This window comes from Streptomyces odontotermitis (genome assembly GCF_050510915.1).
In the GTDB taxonomy this organism is placed as follows: Bacteria; Actinomycetota; Actinomycetes; order Streptomycetales; family Streptomycetaceae; genus Streptomyces.
In genome coordinates, this window is the sequence record NZ_JBNJLS010000004.1 from 1 (window position 1) to 16,713 (window position 16,713).

The window sequence follows — 16,713 nt, forward strand, 5'->3', positions numbered from 1 at the left end:
CTTGTCCTGATTGCGGCGGGCATAGCCGTGTGGCAGCGGCAGAACGCCGAGGCGGAAGCACAGCGGGCTCTTTCCCGGCAACTCGCCGCGCAGTCGGCAGCCTTGGTCGACTCCTCTCCCGATCTCGCGTCGCTTCTCGCTGTCGAGGCATACCGGACTGAGCCCACAGCCGAGGCTACGGCGAGTCTGTACCGGGCTGTTTCGCTTCCGCTCAGACATCGCTTTCCGCGCGTGAAGGGCGGCGGGGCTTACATGAGCCAGATCTATGACCGCCAACAGGATACTGACGCGTTCACACTCCCGATGACCGTGAGCCACAACGGCCGTACTGCCGCGGTCGCCGGCTTCGACGGGGTCGATCTACGAAACACCGCCACGGGGAGGCGAGTTCGCACCTTCGAGACCCACATGGGGATTCAGCAGACCATGGCCTTCAACCACGAGGACCGCATCCTGGCCGTGGCCAACAGTCATGCCGACATGTCGCCCAGGAATCAGATTCAGCTTCGGGACATCCGAACCGGCGAGACGGTGCGAACCTTGACCGGCACGGAGCACGACAACTTCGAGGAGTTGATGTTCTCCGCCGACGGTCGAACCCTTGCCAGCGGCACTTCGTACGGACGGGTCCGGCTCTGGGACGTGCGCACGAGTAGGTCCCGATCGCAGGTGGAGGGCTATTCCAAGCTGCGCACCGGTATGGCCTTCAGCCCCGACCTCCGCTACGTAGCCATGAGTAGTAAAGCCGGTGAGCTGAGCCTGTGGAGTCTTACCGGTGGATCCGAACAGATGAAGATCAGCGGCAAGTCCGACCCCCCTGCCAGCGCGCTGGCTTTCAGCCCTGATAGCCGGATTCTGGCTACCGGCCTGCGTAACGGGGCCGTCCAGCTCAGGCGAGTCGCCGACGGCAAGCTGATACGCACCGCCCTGGGACGCAGCGTCACCAGCATCCGCGCGCTCGCCTTCAGCCCCGACGGAGGTGCCATTGCGGTCGCCAACGACGATGGCACAGTGACCCTGCACGATTCCGGTACGGGCAGATTGCTTGGAACTGTGGCGGCCCCGGAGCAGGGGCAGGGGACGGAGCTGGGTTTCGGCGCGAGGAACGACACCCTGATCGTCAACACGTCCAAGAATCTTCGGAGCTACGACTTGAGTGCCATGCGCCCCCGCGCCACCTTGAGCCGCTCCGCCGGATACACGGGTGCGCTTGCCCTGAGCGGGGACGGCAAGAGACTGTTCACCGTCAGTAAGGACGGCGGCACCCAACTCTGGGATGTCGTGAGGGGGAAGGCCCTCACGGCGCGGGGGCCGGAGCAAGCACAGTACTTTGCCTACCTTGCGACATTCGACTCCGCCGAGAGCCCTCTCGCCGTCGGCTTCGGTGACCAGCAGATGCTCACCTGGGATGCGGCCTCGGGGACAATCCACGGAAGGATGCCTCGGGATCGTTCGGAGATTTCGGATCTCTCCCTTTCCCCGGACGGGCGGTTGTTGGCGGCCGGAGAACGGTCTGTCGGCGAAAGGCAGCGCGTAGTCCTCTGGGACGCCGGCTCCGGCAAACGCCTGCAGGACCTGATGATCGGTAAGCGTTCGGCCGACGCTCTGACGTTCTCACCCGACGGAAGGGCCCTCGCTGTCGGCAGGGGCCGTGAGGGCACCCAACTGTGGGACACGGCGCGGCGGAAGCGGCGAGCGACCCTCCCCGAGGACGTAGGTGAGGGACTGGCATTCTCGGCGGACGGACAAACGCTCGCGACGGCGACACCAGGCGGAAGCAGCGAGGCCGACGGGGTTGTACGCCTCTGGGACATCCCAGGCGCCAGGGTGCGTGCCACGCTCAACGGTCATACTCGACACGTCGTGGCAGCGGTGTTCTCACAGGACGGCCGAACCCTGGCGACGGCCGGAAGCGACGGTACCGTGCGGCTGTGGGATGCGGCCACGGGACTCCCCCGTGCCACCTTGACCACCCCGGAGGGTTCTCCGAGCTCCGTGGCTCTCACTCCCGATAGTCGGACTCTCGTCATCGGTACCAACAGCGGCGACATCTCGGTCTGGAGGGTAGACCTCCCGACTCCTGAGGAGGCCATCGAGAAGATCTGCCGCGCGGTGGGCAGGCGTCTCACAGCGGCAGAGCGCGCGACCTACGCTCCAGGTAGCGAGCCACATACCGAGTGTCATTCCTGACGGCAGGGGGTGCCCCGGCTTGTGTGGCTTTGGGATCCAAGACCAAGTGACGTGGTTGTCACGCAGGGATGGCGCCCCGTCGAGTGCTGAAGTCAGGGGTTGAGCCTGGCCAGTCGGTTGGTTGTGAGGGGATCTGCCGGGCTGGTCCGTGCTCTTCCCACGCCGGGTCTACCGCGAGTGCGACGATCGGCTGCGGCGTACCGGCAACGTCGGCAGCAAGGCACGTCACAGCTTCCAGCAGCCGCAGCCGATGCCGCAGCATGAGATCCAGAACCGGGTCCGCCGCGAGCAAAAGACTGATCGGTGGCGACGGCGCCATCGATCCGCGCAGGTGACGACGTGGCCACCTTCACGCGCGACAGACGGCGCACGCCAGGCAGGCACTTCCCCCATCCGCCATAGGGTTGTTCGATCATTTCTGGATCCGTACCGCTCAAGGTCGCTCCGTTTCGAGCTCGCAGGGTACGGAGATTCGGCGGTCACCCCCAGTCGGGCGATCTTGGTCAGCCCAGAAAGCTCAACCGGACCTGGCGGTTGGGGTTGTCCACGTTCGTATCCACCAGACACACCGACTGCCACGTCCCCAACTCCAGCCCGCCGCCCACCACCGGCAGCGTCGCGTGCGGCGGGACCAGGGCCGGGAGGACGTGGTCGCGGCCGTGGCCCGGGCTGCCGTGGCGGTGTTGCCAGCGGTCGTCGGCGGGGAGCAGCGTGTGCAGGGCCGCGAGGAGGTCGTCGTCGCTGCCCGCGCCGGTCTCCAGGATGGCGATGCCCGCGGTGGCGTGCGGGACGAACACGTTGAGCAGGCCGTCGCGGCCCGCCGCCGCCTCGCGCAGGAAGCTCTCGCAGTCACGGGTGAGGTCGACGACGGTCTCCGTCGAGCCGGTGGTGACGTTCAGGACACGGGTGGTGAACACATCCGACATGGGGCCATTCTCTCCCATCCGGGGTCCCGCCCGGGAACTGCCCCGCTCGCCCGGCCCGTCCCATGCGGACCATTTGCTGGTACGGAGCGTCCGGTCTTCGAGACGCCATTGACCGTGAGTGGACCATCTGGCTACGTTCTGCCGCATGTTGCGTTCAGCCATGCTCACCACGCGCGGTCACATCGACCTGCTGCGGGTGGCTTCGGCCGCGTGTCTTCGCGCCTGCTGACGTCTTCCTCTCCCTCCCCTTTCTCGCGCTCGGTCTCGCACTCCATAGCCGAGTAGCTCAGTACTCAGTGGTTCTTCGCTGAGGTCGCTTCGGCTTGCCGTTCTCCGCTTGCCCCACGTGTCCGCCGCCGCGCACTCTTCCTTGCCCTCCCCTCCCTTGCCCTGCCCTGCCCTGGAGCACTCTTGACCATCAGTCATGCCCCGCCCGACGCGCGGGCCTCCGGCCTCGACCCCGATCTCGATCTCGAAACCCTCGTTCCCGCCTCCTCACGGCGCACCCGTCTTCCCCGCTGGCTACGGCTCACCTCCGGGCCGCTGTTGCTGCTCGCCCTGTGGCAACTCCTCAGCACCACCGGGGTGTTGAAGGCCGATGCCCTCGCCTCGCCCGGGACCATCGCACGGGTCGCCGGGGATCTGATCCAGGACGGGTCGCTGCCGTCCGCGATGGGTGTCTCGCTGCAACGCGTCGCGGTGGGGCTGCTGTTCGGCGTCCTCGTCGGGACGGGGCTCGCGCTGGTCTCGGGGCTCTTCCGGGTCGGTGAGGATCTGGTGGACGCGAGTGTGCAGATGCTGCGGACGGTGCCGTTCGTGGGGCTCATCCCCCTGTTCATCATCTGGTTCGGGATCGGCGAGACGCCGAAGATCGCCATCATCACCCTCGGGGTCTCGTTCCCCTTGTATCTGAACGTGTACGCCGGGATCCGCGGCGTCGACGCCCAGTTGATCGAGGCCGGGGAGGCGCTCGGGCTCTCCCGCTGGGGGCTGGTGCGGCACGTGATCCTGCCCGGAGCCCTGCCCGGGGCCATGACGGGACTGCGCTACTCGCTCGGCATCGCCTGGCTCGCGCTCGTCTTCGCCGAACAGGTCAACGCCGACGCCGGGCTCGGCTTCCTGATGGTCCAGGCGCGCGACTTCCTGCGGACCGACGTGATCGTGGTCTGCCTCATCGTCTACGCCTTCCTCGGCCTGCTCGCCGACTTCATCGTCCGCACCCTCGAAAGGCTGTTGCTGCAATGGCGACCGACGTTCACCGGAAGGTGACCCCCACCCCCGAAGCCGCCCCGCCGTCCCCTGCTTCTTCCGCCGTACGGGTGGCTGAGCTGGCCCGCGCCTTTGACGGCCGCCCCGTCATCGACCAGCTCGAACTCGACGTGCGGCCAAGGGAGTTCGTGGCCCTGCTCGGGCGCAGCGGCTGCGGCAAGTCGACGCTGCTGCGCATCCTCGCCGGGCTCGACCGGGAGATCACGGGCACCGTGCTCGTGCCCAAGCGCCGAGCCGTCGCCTTTCAGGCTCCCCGCCTCATGCCGTGGAAGCGGGTGTGGCGCAACGTGCTCCTCGGGCTGCCGGGGCGCCCCGGGCGGGCGGTCGCGGAACGGGCCCTGGAGGAGGTGGGGCTCCAGCACCGGGCCGGCGCCTGGCCGAAGACGCTCTCGGGCGGCGAGGCTCAACGGGCCTCGCTGGCACGGGCCCTGGTGCGGGAACCGGATCTGCTGCTCCTGGACGAGCCGTTCGGCGCCCTCGACGCGCTGACCCGGGTGAAGGCGCAGCGCCTCGTCGACGAGCTGTGGCAGCGGCGCGGCTGCGCGGTGGTGCTCGTCACGCATGACGTGGAGGAGGCCGTACTCCTGGCCGACCGGGTCCTGGTCATGGACGACGGTGTCATCGCGCACGAGCAGACCATCGATCTCGAGCGCCCGCGCGACATCGGCGACCCCCGGTTCGCCGAGCTCCGGGCCGGACTCCTGGAACGCCTCGGTGTGGCCCCTTCCGCCCCTGCCGTACCCCATTCCTCTACCTCCTCTAGCTCCGCTAGCTCCTCTGCCGCCCCCGCTACCTCCTCCAGCTCCTCTGCCGCCCCCGCCGCCACCTCTGCCGCCTCCGCCGACTCCAGCACCTCGGATCGCCGTCGTGCCGCCTGAACTCGCCCCAGAACGCCGCGACCTGCGAACGACCGAACGGACCCCCATGCGACGACGAAGCCTCGCCCCCGCCGCCCTGCTCCTCCCCCTCTCCCTCCTCCTCGCCGCCTGCTCCGCCACCTCGTCGGCCAGCTCCTCCACCGGCGGCGCCGGTGGCCGCACCGACGGCAAGGGGTCGCTCACCCTCGACGTCGGGGACCAGAAGGGGGGTTCGGAGGCGGTGCTGCGCGCGGCCGGGGAGCTGGACGACCTGCCGTACAAGATCCGCTGGTCGACGTTCAGCTCGGGGCCGCCGCTCCTTGAGGCCGTCAATGCCAAAGCCGTGGACATCGGTGCCGTGGGCAATACGCCGCCGGTGTTCGCCGCCGGGGCCGGGTCGAAGATCCGCATCGTGGCGGCGAGCCACGGCACGGCGACCGGGGAGGCGGTGCTCGTCCCGAACGACTCGCCGCTGAAGCGGACCGCCGACCTGAAGGGGAAGTCGGTCGCTGTGGCCCAAGGGTCGTCCGCGCACTATCAGTTGATCGCTTCCTTGGAGAAGGCCGGGCTCACGCTCAAGGACGTCGACGTGAAGTACCTCCAGCCCGCCGACGCGTTCGCCGCGTTCACCGGAGGCAAAGTGGACGCCTGGGCGGTCTGGGACCCGTACACCTCGCAGGTGCTGCGCCCCAAGAAGGGCCGTGTGCTGACCGACGGGGACGGCGTGGTGAACGGGCTCAGCTTCCAGGTGGCCGCGCCGGACGCGCTGGCGGACAAGAAGAAGGCCAAGGCCGTCGACGACTACCTGAAGCGGCTGCGGCGGGCGCAGGACTGGGTCTTCAAGCACCCCGAGGCGTGGGCGAAGGTCTGGTCGAAGGACACCGGGCTGCCCTATGAGGTCGCGCTCGACTCGGTGAAGCGCAGCAACGGCACCCGCGTCCCGGTCGCCGTCGACAAGAACGTCGTCGCGTCCGAGCAGGAGATCGCCGACACCTTCAGTGAGTTGAAGCTGATCCCCGGCCGTGTGCGCTTCGGCGACTACGTGGACCGGCGCTTCAACGGCAACCTGCCGCCCTCCACCACCGAGCCCCGCACCTACGGCAAGGAGTCCCGACGATGACGGTCCACCTGCACTGGTTCCTGCCCACCGGCGGCGACGGCCGCACCCTCGTCGACCGGCACGCCTACACCGACGGCGGCATCACCCGCTCCCGGGTCACGCCGGTCAGCGGCGTGCGCGCCCCCGACATCGAGTATCTGGCCCAGATAGCCAAGGCCGCCGAGCAGTTGGGCTTCGAGGCCGTGCTCACGCCGACCGGCACCTGGTGCGAGGACGCCTGGCTGACCACGGTGGCGCTCGCCCAGCACACCGAGCGGCTCAAGTTCCTGGTGGCGTTCCGCCCCGGGGTGATCTCGCCGGTCCTCGCGGCGCAGATGGCGGCGACGTATCAGCGCATCACGCGCGGGCGGCTGCTCCTCAACGTGGTGACGGGCGGCGACTCCACCGAACAGCGGCGCTTCGGCGACCACTTGGACCACGACCGCCGCTACGCCCGCACCGACGAGTTCCTCTCGGTGGTGCGCGGGGTGTGGAGCGGACGCCCGTACGACTTCGAAGGGGAACACTTCCACGTCGAGGGCGGACTGACCGCTCTGCCACCGGACCCGCTGCCGGAGATCTTCTTCGGCGGGTCCTCGGCGGCCGCGGGGCCGGTCGCGGCCCGGCACTCGGACGTCTATCTGACGTGGGGCGAGCCGCCGCAGCAGGTGAAGGAGAAGATCGAGTGGATCCGGGGGCTCGCCGAGAAGGAGGGGCGCACCGTCCGCTTCGGGATCCGGCTGCACACCATCTCGCGCGACTCCGCGGCCGAGGCGTGGGCGACGGCGGACCGGCTCCTCGACGACCTCGACGCGGACACCGTCGCGGCCGCGCAGCAGGCGCTCGGGCGCAGTGAGTCCGTCGGGCAGCAGCGGATGCTCGCGCTGCACGGCGGCCGCCGCGACGACCTGGAGATCGCACCGAACCTGTGGGCGGGCGTCGGTCTCGTACGGGGCGGTGCGGGCACCGCGCTCGTGGGCAGCCACGCGGACGTCGCCGACCGGATCGAGGAGTACCACGCGCTCGGCGTCGAGCACTTCGTGCTGTCGGGCTATCCGCACCTGGAGGAGGCGTACTGGTTCGGTGAGGGCGTGACGCCGGAACTGGCGCGGCGCGGGCTGCTCCCGCGCATCCCGGCCTCGCCCCTGGCGGGGGTGCCCGCGGCCAACGGCCGCCCGGCCTCCGCCCCGGGCGGCGCCCCGCTCCTCGTCTCCGGCGGGCGCTGAGCGGGCATCCTCGGCCGTACGACGGGCATCCTCGGCCGTACGACGGGCATCCTCGGCCGTACGACCGGCGTCCTCGGCCGTGCGGGAAGATCTCGCACACCCGATGAGTTGGTAGAAGCGTGAACGACATCGGGGTACAAGACGCGGCGGCACAAGCCGTACGGAACGTGGACGTGGTCGTCATAGGCGCTGGGCAGGCGGGTCTGTCCAGCGCCTATCACCTGCGCCGGGTGGGGTACGAGCCGGACCGCGACTTCGTGGTCCTCGACCACGCGCCGCACCCCGGCGGCGCCTGGCAGTTCCGCTGGCCCTCGCTGACCTTCGGCAAGGTCCACGGCATGAACTCGCTGCCCGGCATGGAGCTGACCGGCGCCGACCCCGCGCGCCCCTCGGCCGAGGTCGTCGCGGAGTACTTCGACGCGTACGAGAAGCGCTTCGGCCTGCGGGTGCGCCGCCCCGTCGACGTGCACAAGGTGCGCGAGGGCGAGGACGGCCGGCTTCTCGTCGAGACGTCGGACGGGACCTGGGCGACGCGAGCGCTCATCAACGCCACGGGCACCTGGGACCGGCCGTTCTGGCCGCGCTATCCGGGCCAGGAGACCTTCCTCGGACGGCAGTTGCACACCTCGGTCTACCCGGGCCCGGAGGCGTTCGCCGGGCAGCGGGTGATCGTCGTGGGCGGCGGCGCCTCGGGCACCCAGCACCTGATGGAGATCGCTCCGTACGCCGCCGAGACCCACTGGGTCACCCGGCGCGAACCGGTCTTCCGCGAGGGCCCCTTCGACGAGAACACCGGTCGGGCGGCGGTCGCGCTCGTGGAGGACCGGGTGCGCCGCGGGCTGCCGCCGCAGAGCGTCGTGTCGGTGACCGGGCTGCCCCTCAACGACGCCGTCCGCCGGGCGCGCGCGGACGGCGTCCTGGACCGGCTGCCGATGTTCGACCGGATCACGCCGACGGGCGTCGAGTGGGACGACGGCCGCCGCGTGGACGCCGACGTCATCCTGTGGGCGACCGGGTTCCGCGCGGCCATCGACCACCTGACGCCGCTGCGGCTGCGCGAGCCGGGCGGCGGGATCCGCGTCGAGGGCACGCGCGCGGTGGCCGATCCGCGGATCCACCTCGTCGGGTACGGGCCTTCGGCGAGCACCATCGGCGCGAACAGGGCGGGGCGCGCGGCGGTGCGGGAGATCAAGCGACTGCTGGAGCGGGGGCAGGTGACCGGCGACGCGGTGGAGCGGGGGCAGGTGACCGGCGACGCGGTGGAGCGGGGGCAGGTGACCGGCGACGCGGTGGAGCGGGGGCAGGTGACCGGTGACGCGGTGGAGCGGGAGCGAGTGACGCGCGAAGCGGTGCAGCGGGAGCCGGTGAGGGCTTGATCACGATCTCGTTGACGATGATCAACTTCCGCTCCTAGGCTCGGTGCCGGCGGCTGTGGCACAGCGGTCCCACAGCAACGGCCAGGCACGGAGGGGTGGTTGAGGCACATGGACGTGTCCGACGTCGATGCCGCGGTGTTCGATGTGTTCGGGACGCTGACCGACTGGCGGTCGAGCGTGGCCGAGGAGCTGGCCGGGGTCGGCGGCCGGGCGGGGCTGGAGGCCGACTGGGCCGAGGTGACCGACGACTGGCGGCGCGCCTACCGGCCCACGCTGCGCAAGGTCTTCACCGGCGAGCTGTCCTGGCGTTCCCTGGACGAGCTGCACCGGATCATGCTCGACGAGATCCTGCCCGCGCACGGCCTCGACGCCCTCGGCGAGGCGGACCGCGAGCACCTCGTACGGGCCTGGCACCGCCTGCGCGCCTGGCCCGACGCGGGCCCCGGCCTGGAGCTGCTGCACGGCTCCCCCGTGATCACGTCGACGCTCTCCAACGGCGGGCTCGGCGCGCTCACCCGGCTCGCCAAGGGCGCCGGGCTGCGCTTCGACTGCGTCCTGTCCGCCGAGCTGGCCCACTCGTACAAGCCCGACCTGCGGGTCTACCGCAAGGCGGCCGAGCTCCTCGGTCTCGCGCCGGAGCGGCTCCTCATGGTGGCCTGCCACCCCGACGACCTGGAGGCGGCGGCCAGGGCGGGCCTGCGCACCGCGTACATTCCGCGCCCGGAGTGGGGCCCGGACGCGGAGGTGCCCGCGCCGCCCGCTGAGGTGGACCTGGTGGTGCCGGACGTGGTGGGCCTGGCCGAGGCCCTCACCCGGACGGCGTGACCGGCGGCTGTTGCCCGGCGTAGGCCAGCACGGCGAAGACGGCTCCCTGCGGGTCGGCGAGGACGGCGAACCGGCCCGGGTCGATGGTGGCGGGCTCGACGAGGACGCTGCCGCCGAGGCCGGTGCAGCCCACCGCCGCGGCGTCGCAGTCGTCGACGGCGACGTACACCAGCCAGTGCGGGGGCACGTCGGGCGGGAACGTGCCGTCGATGGCGAGCATGCCGCCGAAGGTGTCGCCCGCCACCGACCACTCGGTGTACTCACCGGGGTGCTCGCCCCGCGTGAAGGGGTGCGTGGCATCGCCCCAGCCGAAGACCGACTGGTAGAAGTCCTTGGCGCCCGCCGTGTCGCGCGTCGCGAGCTCGAACCAGCAGAAGCTTCCCGGTGAGTTGACCGCACCGAAGCCCGGGTGATTCTTCGGCTCCCACAGCCCGAACACGGCTCCGCCCGGGTCGGCGCACACGGCCATGAAGCCCTGTTCGAGGACCGGCATGGGTCCGGCGAGGGTCTGCCCGCCGTTGCCGGTGACCCGGGCGACCACGGCGTCGACGCCGTCGCACTGGAAGTACGGCAGCCAGGACGCGGGCCGCCCCGGATCCATGACGGGCCCGACACCGCCGACGGCCGCGCCCCGCTCGTCCTTGAACAGGCCGTATCCACCGGCCTCCGGCTCGGGCGCGACGGCGCAGTCCCAGCCGAAGAGGGTGCCGTAGAAGTCCCGCGCGGCGGCCGGGTCCGTCGTGGACAGATCGGCCCAGCAGGGCGCCGACGGCGTGTTGGAGATCTTCATGGGCCCATTGACCCACGCGCCGGGCACGTCCGCATCGGCACGCTCCGTGAGCACTCTGTGGGCACTCGCCCCTTACGTGCGAAGCTCCTCGTGGGCCAGCGCGACGACCTGCTCGGCGAGCTCGGCCAGGCCCGGTTCACGGCGGGCGGCGGCACGGGCGAGGCGCACGATGGCGTCCACCCGGACAGAGCTGTCCGCGCCGACCGGGCTCCCCTCCTCCCCGATCCGCGCGAACCCCCGCTCCAGGAGCCCTAGAGCAGCCCCGGGCCGCTCCCGCGCCAGCTCCTTCACGGCACCCACCGCGTTGGCGAGCGCGCTGGCCGGTCGCGACCACTCGTCGTCGCGGGCCCGCGCCCGGGGATTGTCGAGGTCGTACGCGGCGTCCCGGGCGACGGACGCGGCACGCACCGACAGGTCGAGCCGCCAGAACAGCGGCACGTCCGCGAAGCGCACGAACAGCAGCCGGCGCCGGTCGGAGTGCAGGAGATCCGGGTCGGCGCGCACCTCCGCGACGGCCCGCACCCCGTCCAGGACGGCACGCGCCTCCCGTACGCACCGCTCGAACTCCCCGTCAGGAACGACCCATTCGAGGTCGATGTCGCTGTACGCGTCGTCGGTCGCCGTGGCCAGCGACCCGAGGAGCAGCGTCCGCGAGCCGCGGCAGCTCGCGGTCAGGGCCGCCCGCACCGCGGCCGCGAGGGCGGCGCGCTCACTGCTGGATCTCATGGCGTGAGCGTAGGGCCCGCGCCCCCGCGCCGAGGGCCTGCGCCCCTGGTTCACGAGCCCAGGCGAGCAGGTCCGGCCAGGGCCCGTACCCCGCGGCCGGGTCGAGGTGGCCCGCGCCGGGGAGCACGTCGGTGGGCAGGCCGAGCGGACCGCCGTACGTGGTGGCGGCGCCGCGCGGACAGCAGGGGTCGTCGTCGGAGCCGACGATCCGGGTGTACGAGGCGGCGGCGCGGAGCCGCGCGGCGGACGTCGGCGGCGGGCCGAACTGCGCGATCTGCGGGTGCTGTTCGACGAATTCCGGTGCGGGCGGGGCGACGAGGAGGACCCGGTCGACGGGCACCGGGACGGTGTCGCGCGCCACGGTGTGCAGCCAGAGGAGACAGCCCAGGCTGTGGCAGATCACGGTGCGTCGCCCTTCTCCACCGCTCAACTCCCCCACATGTACGCGCAGTTCGGCCAGCCAGCGCTCCAGGTCCGGTTCGTCCGGGTCGGGGAGCTGGGGGTAGCGGACGGTGTGGCCCGCCGCGGTGAGGCGGTCGGCCAGCCAGCGCTGCCAGTGTCCGGCAGGGCGGTGGTGCTGCCAGCCGTGGAGCAGCAGGAAGCGGCCCGGGGCCGTCGCGTGCCCCGTCGTCGCGTGCCCCGTCGTCGCGTACTCGGTCGTCATGGCTCGATGATCCGGCCGGGCGATCGTGCAGGTCCAGTTAATCTCTCTGCATGGAACAGGTAAGGAATTCCTTCACTGTCGACCTGCGCCGCCTGGGGGTGCTGCGGGAGCTGGACCGGCGCGGCAGCCTGGCCCGCACGGCCGAGGCGCTGCATCTGACGCCGTCGGCCGTGTCGCAGCAACTCGCCGCGCTGGCACGGGAGGTGGGGGTTCCACTGATCGAGCGGCAGGGGCGCGGGGTGCGTCTGACCGGGCAGGCCAGGGTCCTGCTCGAGCACGCCGCCGTGCTGGCCGCGCAGTGGGAACGGGCGCGTGCGGACCTCGCCGCATGGGAGGAGGGCGGCCGGGGCGCGGTGACCATCGGGGCGTTCTCCAGTGCGATCACCGGGCTGCTGCCGCCCGCGCTCGGGCTGCTCGCCGCGCACCATCCGGACGTGACCGTCTCGGTCGTGGAGGCCGAGCCGCCCGACCTGTTCACGCGCCTGGACGGCGGCGACGTCGACCTCGCCGTGGCGGTGGACTTCGCCGCCGCCCCGCCGCACACCGACGGCCGTTACACCCGCGTCGACCTGCTGGCCGACGTCCTGGACCTGGCGCTGCCCGCGTCCCATCCACTGGCGGACCGCGCCCGCGTGCCGCTGCGGGAGCTCGCCGCGGACCCATGGATCGTCGGGGACGCGCGCAGCTGCTGCGGGGCGATCACCCGGTCCCTGTGCGCGGCGAACGGCTTCACGCCCGACATCCGCCACCCCGTGGGCGACTGGGCCTCGGTCGCCGCCCTCGTCGGGGCGGGCCTCGGGGTCGCGCTCGTGCCCCGGCTCGTGCGGCCGCCGCAGCGCCCGGGCCTCGTCCTGCGCGCCCCGGCGGGTCCGCCTCCGGTGCGGCACGTCTTCGCCGCCGTGCGCGCCGGGTCCGAGAACGACCCGGTGCTCGCGGCGGTCCTGACGCGGCTGCGGGAGGCCGCTGCGTCCGCTACGTCCGCTTGTTGAACTCCGCGACGTTCTTCTGGTGTTCGGCCAGGCTCGACGTGAAGCGGGTGTCGCCCGGTTTCACCGTCACGAAGTACAGCCAGTTTCCCGCCGTGGGGCCTGCGGCCGCCTTCATCGCCGCGTCGCCCGGGTTGGAGATCGGGGTGGGCGGCAGGCCCATGCGCGCGTACGTGTTGTACGGGCTCTTGATCTTCGTGTCGCGGTCGGTGGTCTTCAACGTGCTGCGGTTCAGGGCGTAGTTGATGGTCGAGTCCATCTGGAGCGGCATGCCCTGGTCGAGGCGGTTGTAGATGACGCGGGAGACCTTGCCCATGTCCGCCTTGGTGCCGGCCTCGGCCTCGATCATGCTCGCGATGGTGACGGTCTGGTAGACGTTCACCGCGTTCCGGTCGGCGCCCGCCGCGACCTGGTTGCCGCCGAACCGCTTGTTGGCGGTGTTCACCATGTACGTGAGGACGGAGGCGGGGGTCGACTGGGAGCTGATCGGATACGTGGCGGGGAAGAGGTAGCCCTCGGGGTTGCCGCCCGCGTCGCTCGGGAGCTTGAGGTCGGCCTTGGGGACGGCCTTCTCGGTGGAGCCCGCGGGCAGGTCGAGGGCCTGGTCGATGGCCGCGTAGACCTGGCCGGAGCGCCAGCCCTCGGGGATCGTCAGGGACTCGGCGCGATGGTGGTCGTCCGGGAGCAGCAACGGGACGGCCACGGCACAGGCCGCCACGGCGGCCCCCGTAACGATCAGGGCGATCCGGCCCCGGCGCGTGAGCCGGATCCTGCCCCGGCGCGGAGTGTTGGTCTGCATGCGGGCACGGTAACGCGCCGAACGGGACAAACCCGGCATATCTTCATGTCGCGGGCTCCAGTTGGGCGTCTCGGCGGACAAGGGCCGCATAGCGCCCGTCGCGCTCGAGGAGCTCCTCGTGGGTGCCTCGTTCGGCGGCGCGGCCGGAGTCGAGGACCACTATCTGGTCGGCGCCGCGGACCGTGGAGAGCCGGTGGGCGATGGTGAGGGTGGTGCGGTCGGCGGAGAGGGCGTCGATGGCTTCCTGGACCGCGTGTTCGGTACGGGTGTCCAGGGCACTGGTCGCCTCGTCCAGGATCAGCACGGGCGGGTCGCGCAGGATGGTGCGGGCGATGGCCAGGCGCTGCTTCTCGCCGCCGGAGAAGCGGTGGCCCCGCTCCCCCACGACCGTGTCGTAGCCGTCGGGCAGGGACGCTATGTGCTCGTGGATCTGTGCCGCCTTCGCGGCCGTGTGCAGCTCCTCGTCCGTGGCGTCGGGCTTGGCGAAGCGGAGGTTGTCGGCGACCGAGGCGTGGAAGAGGTAGGTCTCCTGGGAGACCACGCCTATCGCGCGGGCGAGGGTGTCGAAGTCCAGGTCGCGCACGTCGACCCCGTCGAGCGTGACCCGGCCGCCCGTCACGTCGTACAGACGGGGCACGAGGTAGCTGAGGGTGGACTTGCCGGAGCCGGTGGGGCCGACCACGGCGAGGCTGCCGCCGGCGGGCACGGTGAGGTCGATGCCGTCGAGGACGGGGCCGCTCGTCCCGTCGTACGCGAACTGGACGTTCTCGAAGCGCACTTCGCCCTTGACGGTGTCCAGGCGCACGGGTTCGGCGCGCTCGACGATGTCGATCGGCAGGTCCAGGTACTCGAAGATGCGCTGGAAGAGGGCGAGCGAGGTCTGGATCTGCACTCCGGTGGAGAGCAGGCTGACGGTGGGCCGGAACAGGCCCTGCTGCAGCGAGACGAAGGCGACCAGCGTGCCGATGGAGACCGTGGGGCCGCCCAGCTGGAAGGCGATGCCCGCGGCCCAGTAGATGACGGCGGGCATGGCGGCCATGACGATCGTGATGACGGCCATGCGCCAGCGGCCCGCCATGTTCGAGCGGACCTCGAGGTCGACGAGGCGCTCGGACTCGTCGGCGAAGGCGTGGGTGAGGGAGTCGGCGCGCCCCATGGTGCGGCCGAGGAGGATGCCGCTGACCGACAGCGACTCGGTGACCGTCGCCGCCATCGCCGCCATCTGCTTCTGCCGCTGCGTGGCGATCTTCTTGCGCTCGCGGCCGACCTTGCGGCTGATCCACACGAAGACCGGGAGCAGGAGCAGCGAGACGACGGTCAGGCGCCAGTCGAGGGCGAGCATCGCGACGATCGTGGCGATGACGCTCGTGAGGTTCGAGACCAGTGAGGTGGCGGTGGAGGTGACCGTCGCCTGCATGCCGCCGATGTCGTTGGCGATGCGGGACTGGACCTCACCGGTGCGGGTGCGCGTGAAGAAGGCGAGCGACATGCGCTGCAGGCGGCCGTAGACCGCGGTGCGCAGGTCGTGCATGACGCGCTGACCGACGGTGGTGGAGATGAGCGTCTGCAGCACGCCGAAGACGCTGGTCACGATCGCGCTGAGGATCATCCCGAGGGCGAGCAGGCTCAGCAGCCCGGTGCGCCCCTGCGGGATCGCGGTGTCGAGGATCTCCTTGAGCAGGAAGGGCGTCGCGACCGAGACCAGTGAGGCGGCGCAGACGAGGAGGCCGACGAGGGCGAGGCGGCCGCGGTAGGGCCGGAACAGACGCAGGATGCGGCGCAGCTGCTTGGGCTGCTCCGCGTCCTGGGGCGGGGGTGTCCACGTGGGTTGTTCGGGATGCATGGGCTCCTACGGGAGGTGAGGCGAGGATGACTTTGAGAGCATAGCTCATTGTTACCTATGCTCACAATGAATAGGGTCCTCAAAATATTCCTGCGCCGCCCCTGCGGTCATCCCTCCGCCGAGAGGGCCGCGCGCTGCCGGTCGGTGAGCCGGGCAGCCCGGGCCGCCACCGCGTAGGCCCCGGACGGCGTGCGGTGCAGGGCGAGCGGATCGGCCAGGTCCGGGTGGTCGGCTGCGGTGTCGAGGGCGGCGGTGACGCGCTCGGGCGGCCAGCCGAGGGCGGCGGCCAGTTGCTCCGGGGTGCGGGGCGCGCCCGCGTGGACGAGGGCCGCGAGCACGGTCAGCGCGCTGTCCCCGGCGGCGACGTCGGTCGGGCCGCTGTCCATGTCGTCGCTGAGGCGCGTGAAGAAGAGGCCCATGTCGTCGAGGCGGGCCCCGGCGGGAGTGGACGCGTCGAGGAGCCGGGCGCCCCTGCGTGCCGCCTCCGCCCACTTCTCGGTCGAGTGGGCGCTGGTCGTCCACGCCTTCTGCCAGACGTCGTCGTCCAGGCGGTACGTCTCGCGCCGGTGCCGCGGCTCGCGCTCGCGCTCGCGCCGGACCAGTGCGAGTCCTTCGAGGTAGCCGATGGCCTTGGACACCGAGGCGGGGCTGACCCGCAGGCGCTGGACGAGTTCGGCGGAGGTGAGGCTGCCGGAGTCGGCGGTGAAGAGGGAGGAGAGGACGCGGGCGGCCATGCGGGGCACCCCGGTCTGCACCATCAGGTCCGCGAACTCCTCGGTGAACGCCCGTACTTGGTCCGGGTCGCGGCCGTCCGCGTCACACGTGGAGGTGACGGTGGCCGCCCTGGCCGTGCGGGGCCACCGGGCGCGGCGTCCGGTGGCGTACTGGGCGTGGTCCGCGCGGTAGCGCTCGGGCCCGCCGTTGCGCGCCACTTCACGGCTGACGGTCGAGGTGGGACGGCCGAGCCGCCGGGCGATCTCCGCATAGCCGATCCCCTGCGCCAGCCATCCGGCGATGCGGTGCCGGTCCTCCTGGGTCAGCCTGCTGCCGGGCATCGGCGCTCGCCTCCTCGGTGGGGTTCGTCGTGGCGGCCCAGTGTGCGTTCACCCGCAGTGCATTGCAACGGTGATCTTCGAC

General features: G+C 71.3%; 16 protein-coding genes. 9 read left to right on the forward strand and 7 right to left on the reverse strand.

What is annotated here, in order from left to right; genetic code table 11:
• A partial coding sequence (locus ACQB60_RS13500) for a WD40 repeat domain-containing protein (protein WP_496926183.1) occupies nucleotides 1-2,190 on the forward strand: 2,190 nt, incomplete at its 5' end.
• Between the two features lie 503 nt (nucleotides 2,191-2,693).
• Here ACQB60_RS13500 and ACQB60_RS13505 read toward each other — a convergent pair.
• Nucleotides 2,694-3,116: a YjbQ family protein gene (locus tag ACQB60_RS13505; RefSeq protein WP_496926184.1), complete on the reverse strand. Its 423-nt coding sequence runs from the start codon at nucleotides 3,114-3,116 to the stop codon at nucleotides 2,694-2,696.
• 160 nt (nucleotides 3,117-3,276) lie between these two features.
• Between ACQB60_RS13505 and ACQB60_RS13510 the strand changes: the two genes are divergently transcribed.
• The 7 genes from ACQB60_RS13510 to ACQB60_RS13540 all read left to right on the forward strand — a co-directional run bounded on the left by ACQB60_RS13510 (nucleotide 3,277) and on the right by ACQB60_RS13540 (nucleotide 9,768).
• Nucleotides 3,277-3,345 (forward strand): putative leader peptide, encoded by a 69-nt coding sequence (locus tag ACQB60_RS13510; RefSeq protein WP_496926623.1) that lies wholly within the window; start codon nucleotides 3,277-3,279, stop codon nucleotides 3,343-3,345.
• Nucleotides 3,346-3,527: 182 nt separating this feature from the next.
• Entirely contained in the window at nucleotides 3,528-4,385 is an 858-nt protein-coding gene (locus ACQB60_RS13515) for an ABC transporter permease (RefSeq protein WP_496926185.1), read from the forward strand.
• A complete protein-coding gene (locus ACQB60_RS13520) occupies nucleotides 4,358-5,263 on the forward strand; it encodes an ABC transporter ATP-binding protein (protein ID WP_496926186.1) in 906 nt (301 codons plus the stop codon). The genes ACQB60_RS13515 and ACQB60_RS13520 overlap by 28 nt, the downstream gene beginning before the upstream one ends.
• 46 nt (nucleotides 5,264-5,309) lie before the next feature.
• Nucleotides 5,310-6,362, forward strand: coding sequence for an ABC transporter substrate-binding protein (locus ACQB60_RS13525; protein WP_496926187.1), 1,053 nt, complete (start codon nucleotides 5,310-5,312; stop codon nucleotides 6,360-6,362).
• Nucleotides 6,359-7,567, forward strand: a complete 1,209-nt coding sequence (locus ACQB60_RS13530) for an LLM class flavin-dependent oxidoreductase (RefSeq protein WP_496926188.1) — start codon at nucleotides 6,359-6,361, stop codon at nucleotides 7,565-7,567. The genes ACQB60_RS13525 and ACQB60_RS13530 overlap by 4 nt, the downstream gene beginning before the upstream one ends.
• A gap of 119 nt (nucleotides 7,568-7,686) precedes the next feature.
• The gene (locus ACQB60_RS13535; protein ID WP_496926189.1) at nucleotides 7,687-8,943 is read left to right on the forward strand and encodes an NAD(P)-binding domain-containing protein; all 1,257 of its coding nucleotides are present in this window, start codon (nucleotides 7,687-7,689) and stop codon (nucleotides 8,941-8,943) included.
• A 108-nt stretch (nucleotides 8,944-9,051) separates the two neighbouring features.
• Nucleotides 9,052-9,768, forward strand: a complete 717-nt coding sequence (locus tag ACQB60_RS13540) for a haloacid dehalogenase type II (protein ID WP_496926190.1) — start codon at nucleotides 9,052-9,054, stop codon at nucleotides 9,766-9,768.
• Here the strand turns inward: ACQB60_RS13540 and ACQB60_RS13545 are convergent.
• The 3 genes from ACQB60_RS13545 to ACQB60_RS13555 all read right to left on the reverse strand — a co-directional run bounded on the left by ACQB60_RS13545 (nucleotide 9,752) and on the right by ACQB60_RS13555 (nucleotide 11,948).
• Nucleotides 9,752-10,558, reverse strand: a complete 807-nt coding sequence (locus ACQB60_RS13545) for a VOC family protein (protein WP_496926191.1) — start codon at nucleotides 10,556-10,558, stop codon at nucleotides 9,752-9,754. The two genes, ACQB60_RS13540 and ACQB60_RS13545, sit on opposite strands and share 17 nt — an antisense overlap.
• 72 nt (nucleotides 10,559-10,630) lie before the next feature.
• The gene (locus ACQB60_RS13550) at nucleotides 10,631-11,284 is read right to left on the reverse strand and encodes a hypothetical protein (RefSeq protein WP_496926192.1); all 654 of its coding nucleotides are present in this window, start codon (nucleotides 11,282-11,284) and stop codon (nucleotides 10,631-10,633) included.
• Nucleotides 11,268-11,948, reverse strand: a complete 681-nt coding sequence (locus ACQB60_RS13555; RefSeq protein WP_496926193.1) for an RBBP9/YdeN family alpha/beta hydrolase — start codon at nucleotides 11,946-11,948, stop codon at nucleotides 11,268-11,270. Before ACQB60_RS13555 ends, ACQB60_RS13550 begins: the two co-directional genes overlap by 17 nt.
• A gap of 50 nt (nucleotides 11,949-11,998) precedes the next feature.
• Between ACQB60_RS13555 and ACQB60_RS13560 the strand changes: the two genes are divergently transcribed.
• Complete coding sequence (locus ACQB60_RS13560; protein ID WP_496926194.1) at nucleotides 11,999-12,937, forward strand: LysR family transcriptional regulator; 939 nt, start codon at nucleotides 11,999-12,001, stop codon at nucleotides 12,935-12,937.
• Here ACQB60_RS13560 and mltG read toward each other — a convergent pair.
• The 3 genes from mltG to ACQB60_RS13575 all read right to left on the reverse strand — a co-directional run bounded on the left by mltG (nucleotide 12,921) and on the right by ACQB60_RS13575 (nucleotide 16,631).
• The gene (mltG, locus tag ACQB60_RS13565) at nucleotides 12,921-13,733 is read right to left on the reverse strand and encodes an endolytic transglycosylase MltG (RefSeq protein WP_496926195.1); all 813 of its coding nucleotides are present in this window, start codon (nucleotides 13,731-13,733) and stop codon (nucleotides 12,921-12,923) included. The genes ACQB60_RS13560 and mltG overlap by 17 nt on opposite strands.
• Before the next feature lie 43 nt (nucleotides 13,734-13,776).
• A complete protein-coding gene (locus tag ACQB60_RS13570) occupies nucleotides 13,777-15,576 on the reverse strand; it encodes an ABC transporter ATP-binding protein (RefSeq protein WP_496926196.1) in 1,800 nt (599 codons plus the stop codon).
• Nucleotides 15,577-15,683: 107 nt separating this feature from the next.
• Nucleotides 15,684-16,631, reverse strand: coding sequence for a helix-turn-helix domain-containing protein (locus ACQB60_RS13575; protein ID WP_496926197.1), 948 nt, complete (start codon nucleotides 16,629-16,631; stop codon nucleotides 15,684-15,686).
• Nucleotides 16,632-16,713 lie beyond the last annotated feature (82 nt).

Excerpts from the sequence above, each read along its gene's own strand:
- ACQB60_RS13550 (WP_496926192.1), bottom strand. The coding sequence starts at position 11,284 with ATGAGATCCAGCAGTGAGCGCGCCGCCCTCGCGGCCGCGGTGCGGGCG.
- ACQB60_RS13530 (WP_496926188.1), top strand. The coding sequence starts at position 6,359 with ATGACGGTCCACCTGCACTGGTTCCTGCCCACCGGCGGCGACGGCCGC.
- ACQB60_RS13525 (WP_496926187.1), top strand. The coding sequence starts at position 5,310 with ATGCGACGACGAAGCCTCGCCCCCGCCGCCCTGCTCCTCCCCCTCTCC.
- mltG (WP_496926195.1), bottom strand. The coding sequence starts at position 13,733 with ATGCAGACCAACACTCCGCGCCGGGGCAGGATCCGGCTCACGCGCCGG.
- ACQB60_RS13555 (WP_496926193.1), bottom strand. The coding sequence starts at position 11,948 with ATGACGACCGAGTACGCGACGACGGGGCACGCGACGACGGGGCACGCG.
- ACQB60_RS13505 (WP_496926184.1), bottom strand. The coding sequence starts at position 3,116 with ATGTCGGATGTGTTCACCACCCGTGTCCTGAACGTCACCACCGGCTCG.
- ACQB60_RS13520 (WP_496926186.1), top strand. The coding sequence starts at position 4,358 with ATGGCGACCGACGTTCACCGGAAGGTGACCCCCACCCCCGAAGCCGCC.
- ACQB60_RS13540 (WP_496926190.1), top strand. The coding sequence starts at position 9,052 with ATGGACGTGTCCGACGTCGATGCCGCGGTGTTCGATGTGTTCGGGACG.
- ACQB60_RS13560 (WP_496926194.1), top strand. The coding sequence starts at position 11,999 with ATGGAACAGGTAAGGAATTCCTTCACTGTCGACCTGCGCCGCCTGGGG.
- ACQB60_RS13570 (WP_496926196.1), bottom strand. The coding sequence starts at position 15,576 with ATGCATCCCGAACAACCCACGTGGACACCCCCGCCCCAGGACGCGGAG.
- ACQB60_RS13575 (WP_496926197.1), bottom strand. The coding sequence starts at position 16,631 with ATGCCCGGCAGCAGGCTGACCCAGGAGGACCGGCACCGCATCGCCGGA.
- ACQB60_RS13545 (WP_496926191.1), bottom strand. The coding sequence starts at position 10,558 with ATGAAGATCTCCAACACGCCGTCGGCGCCCTGCTGGGCCGATCTGTCC.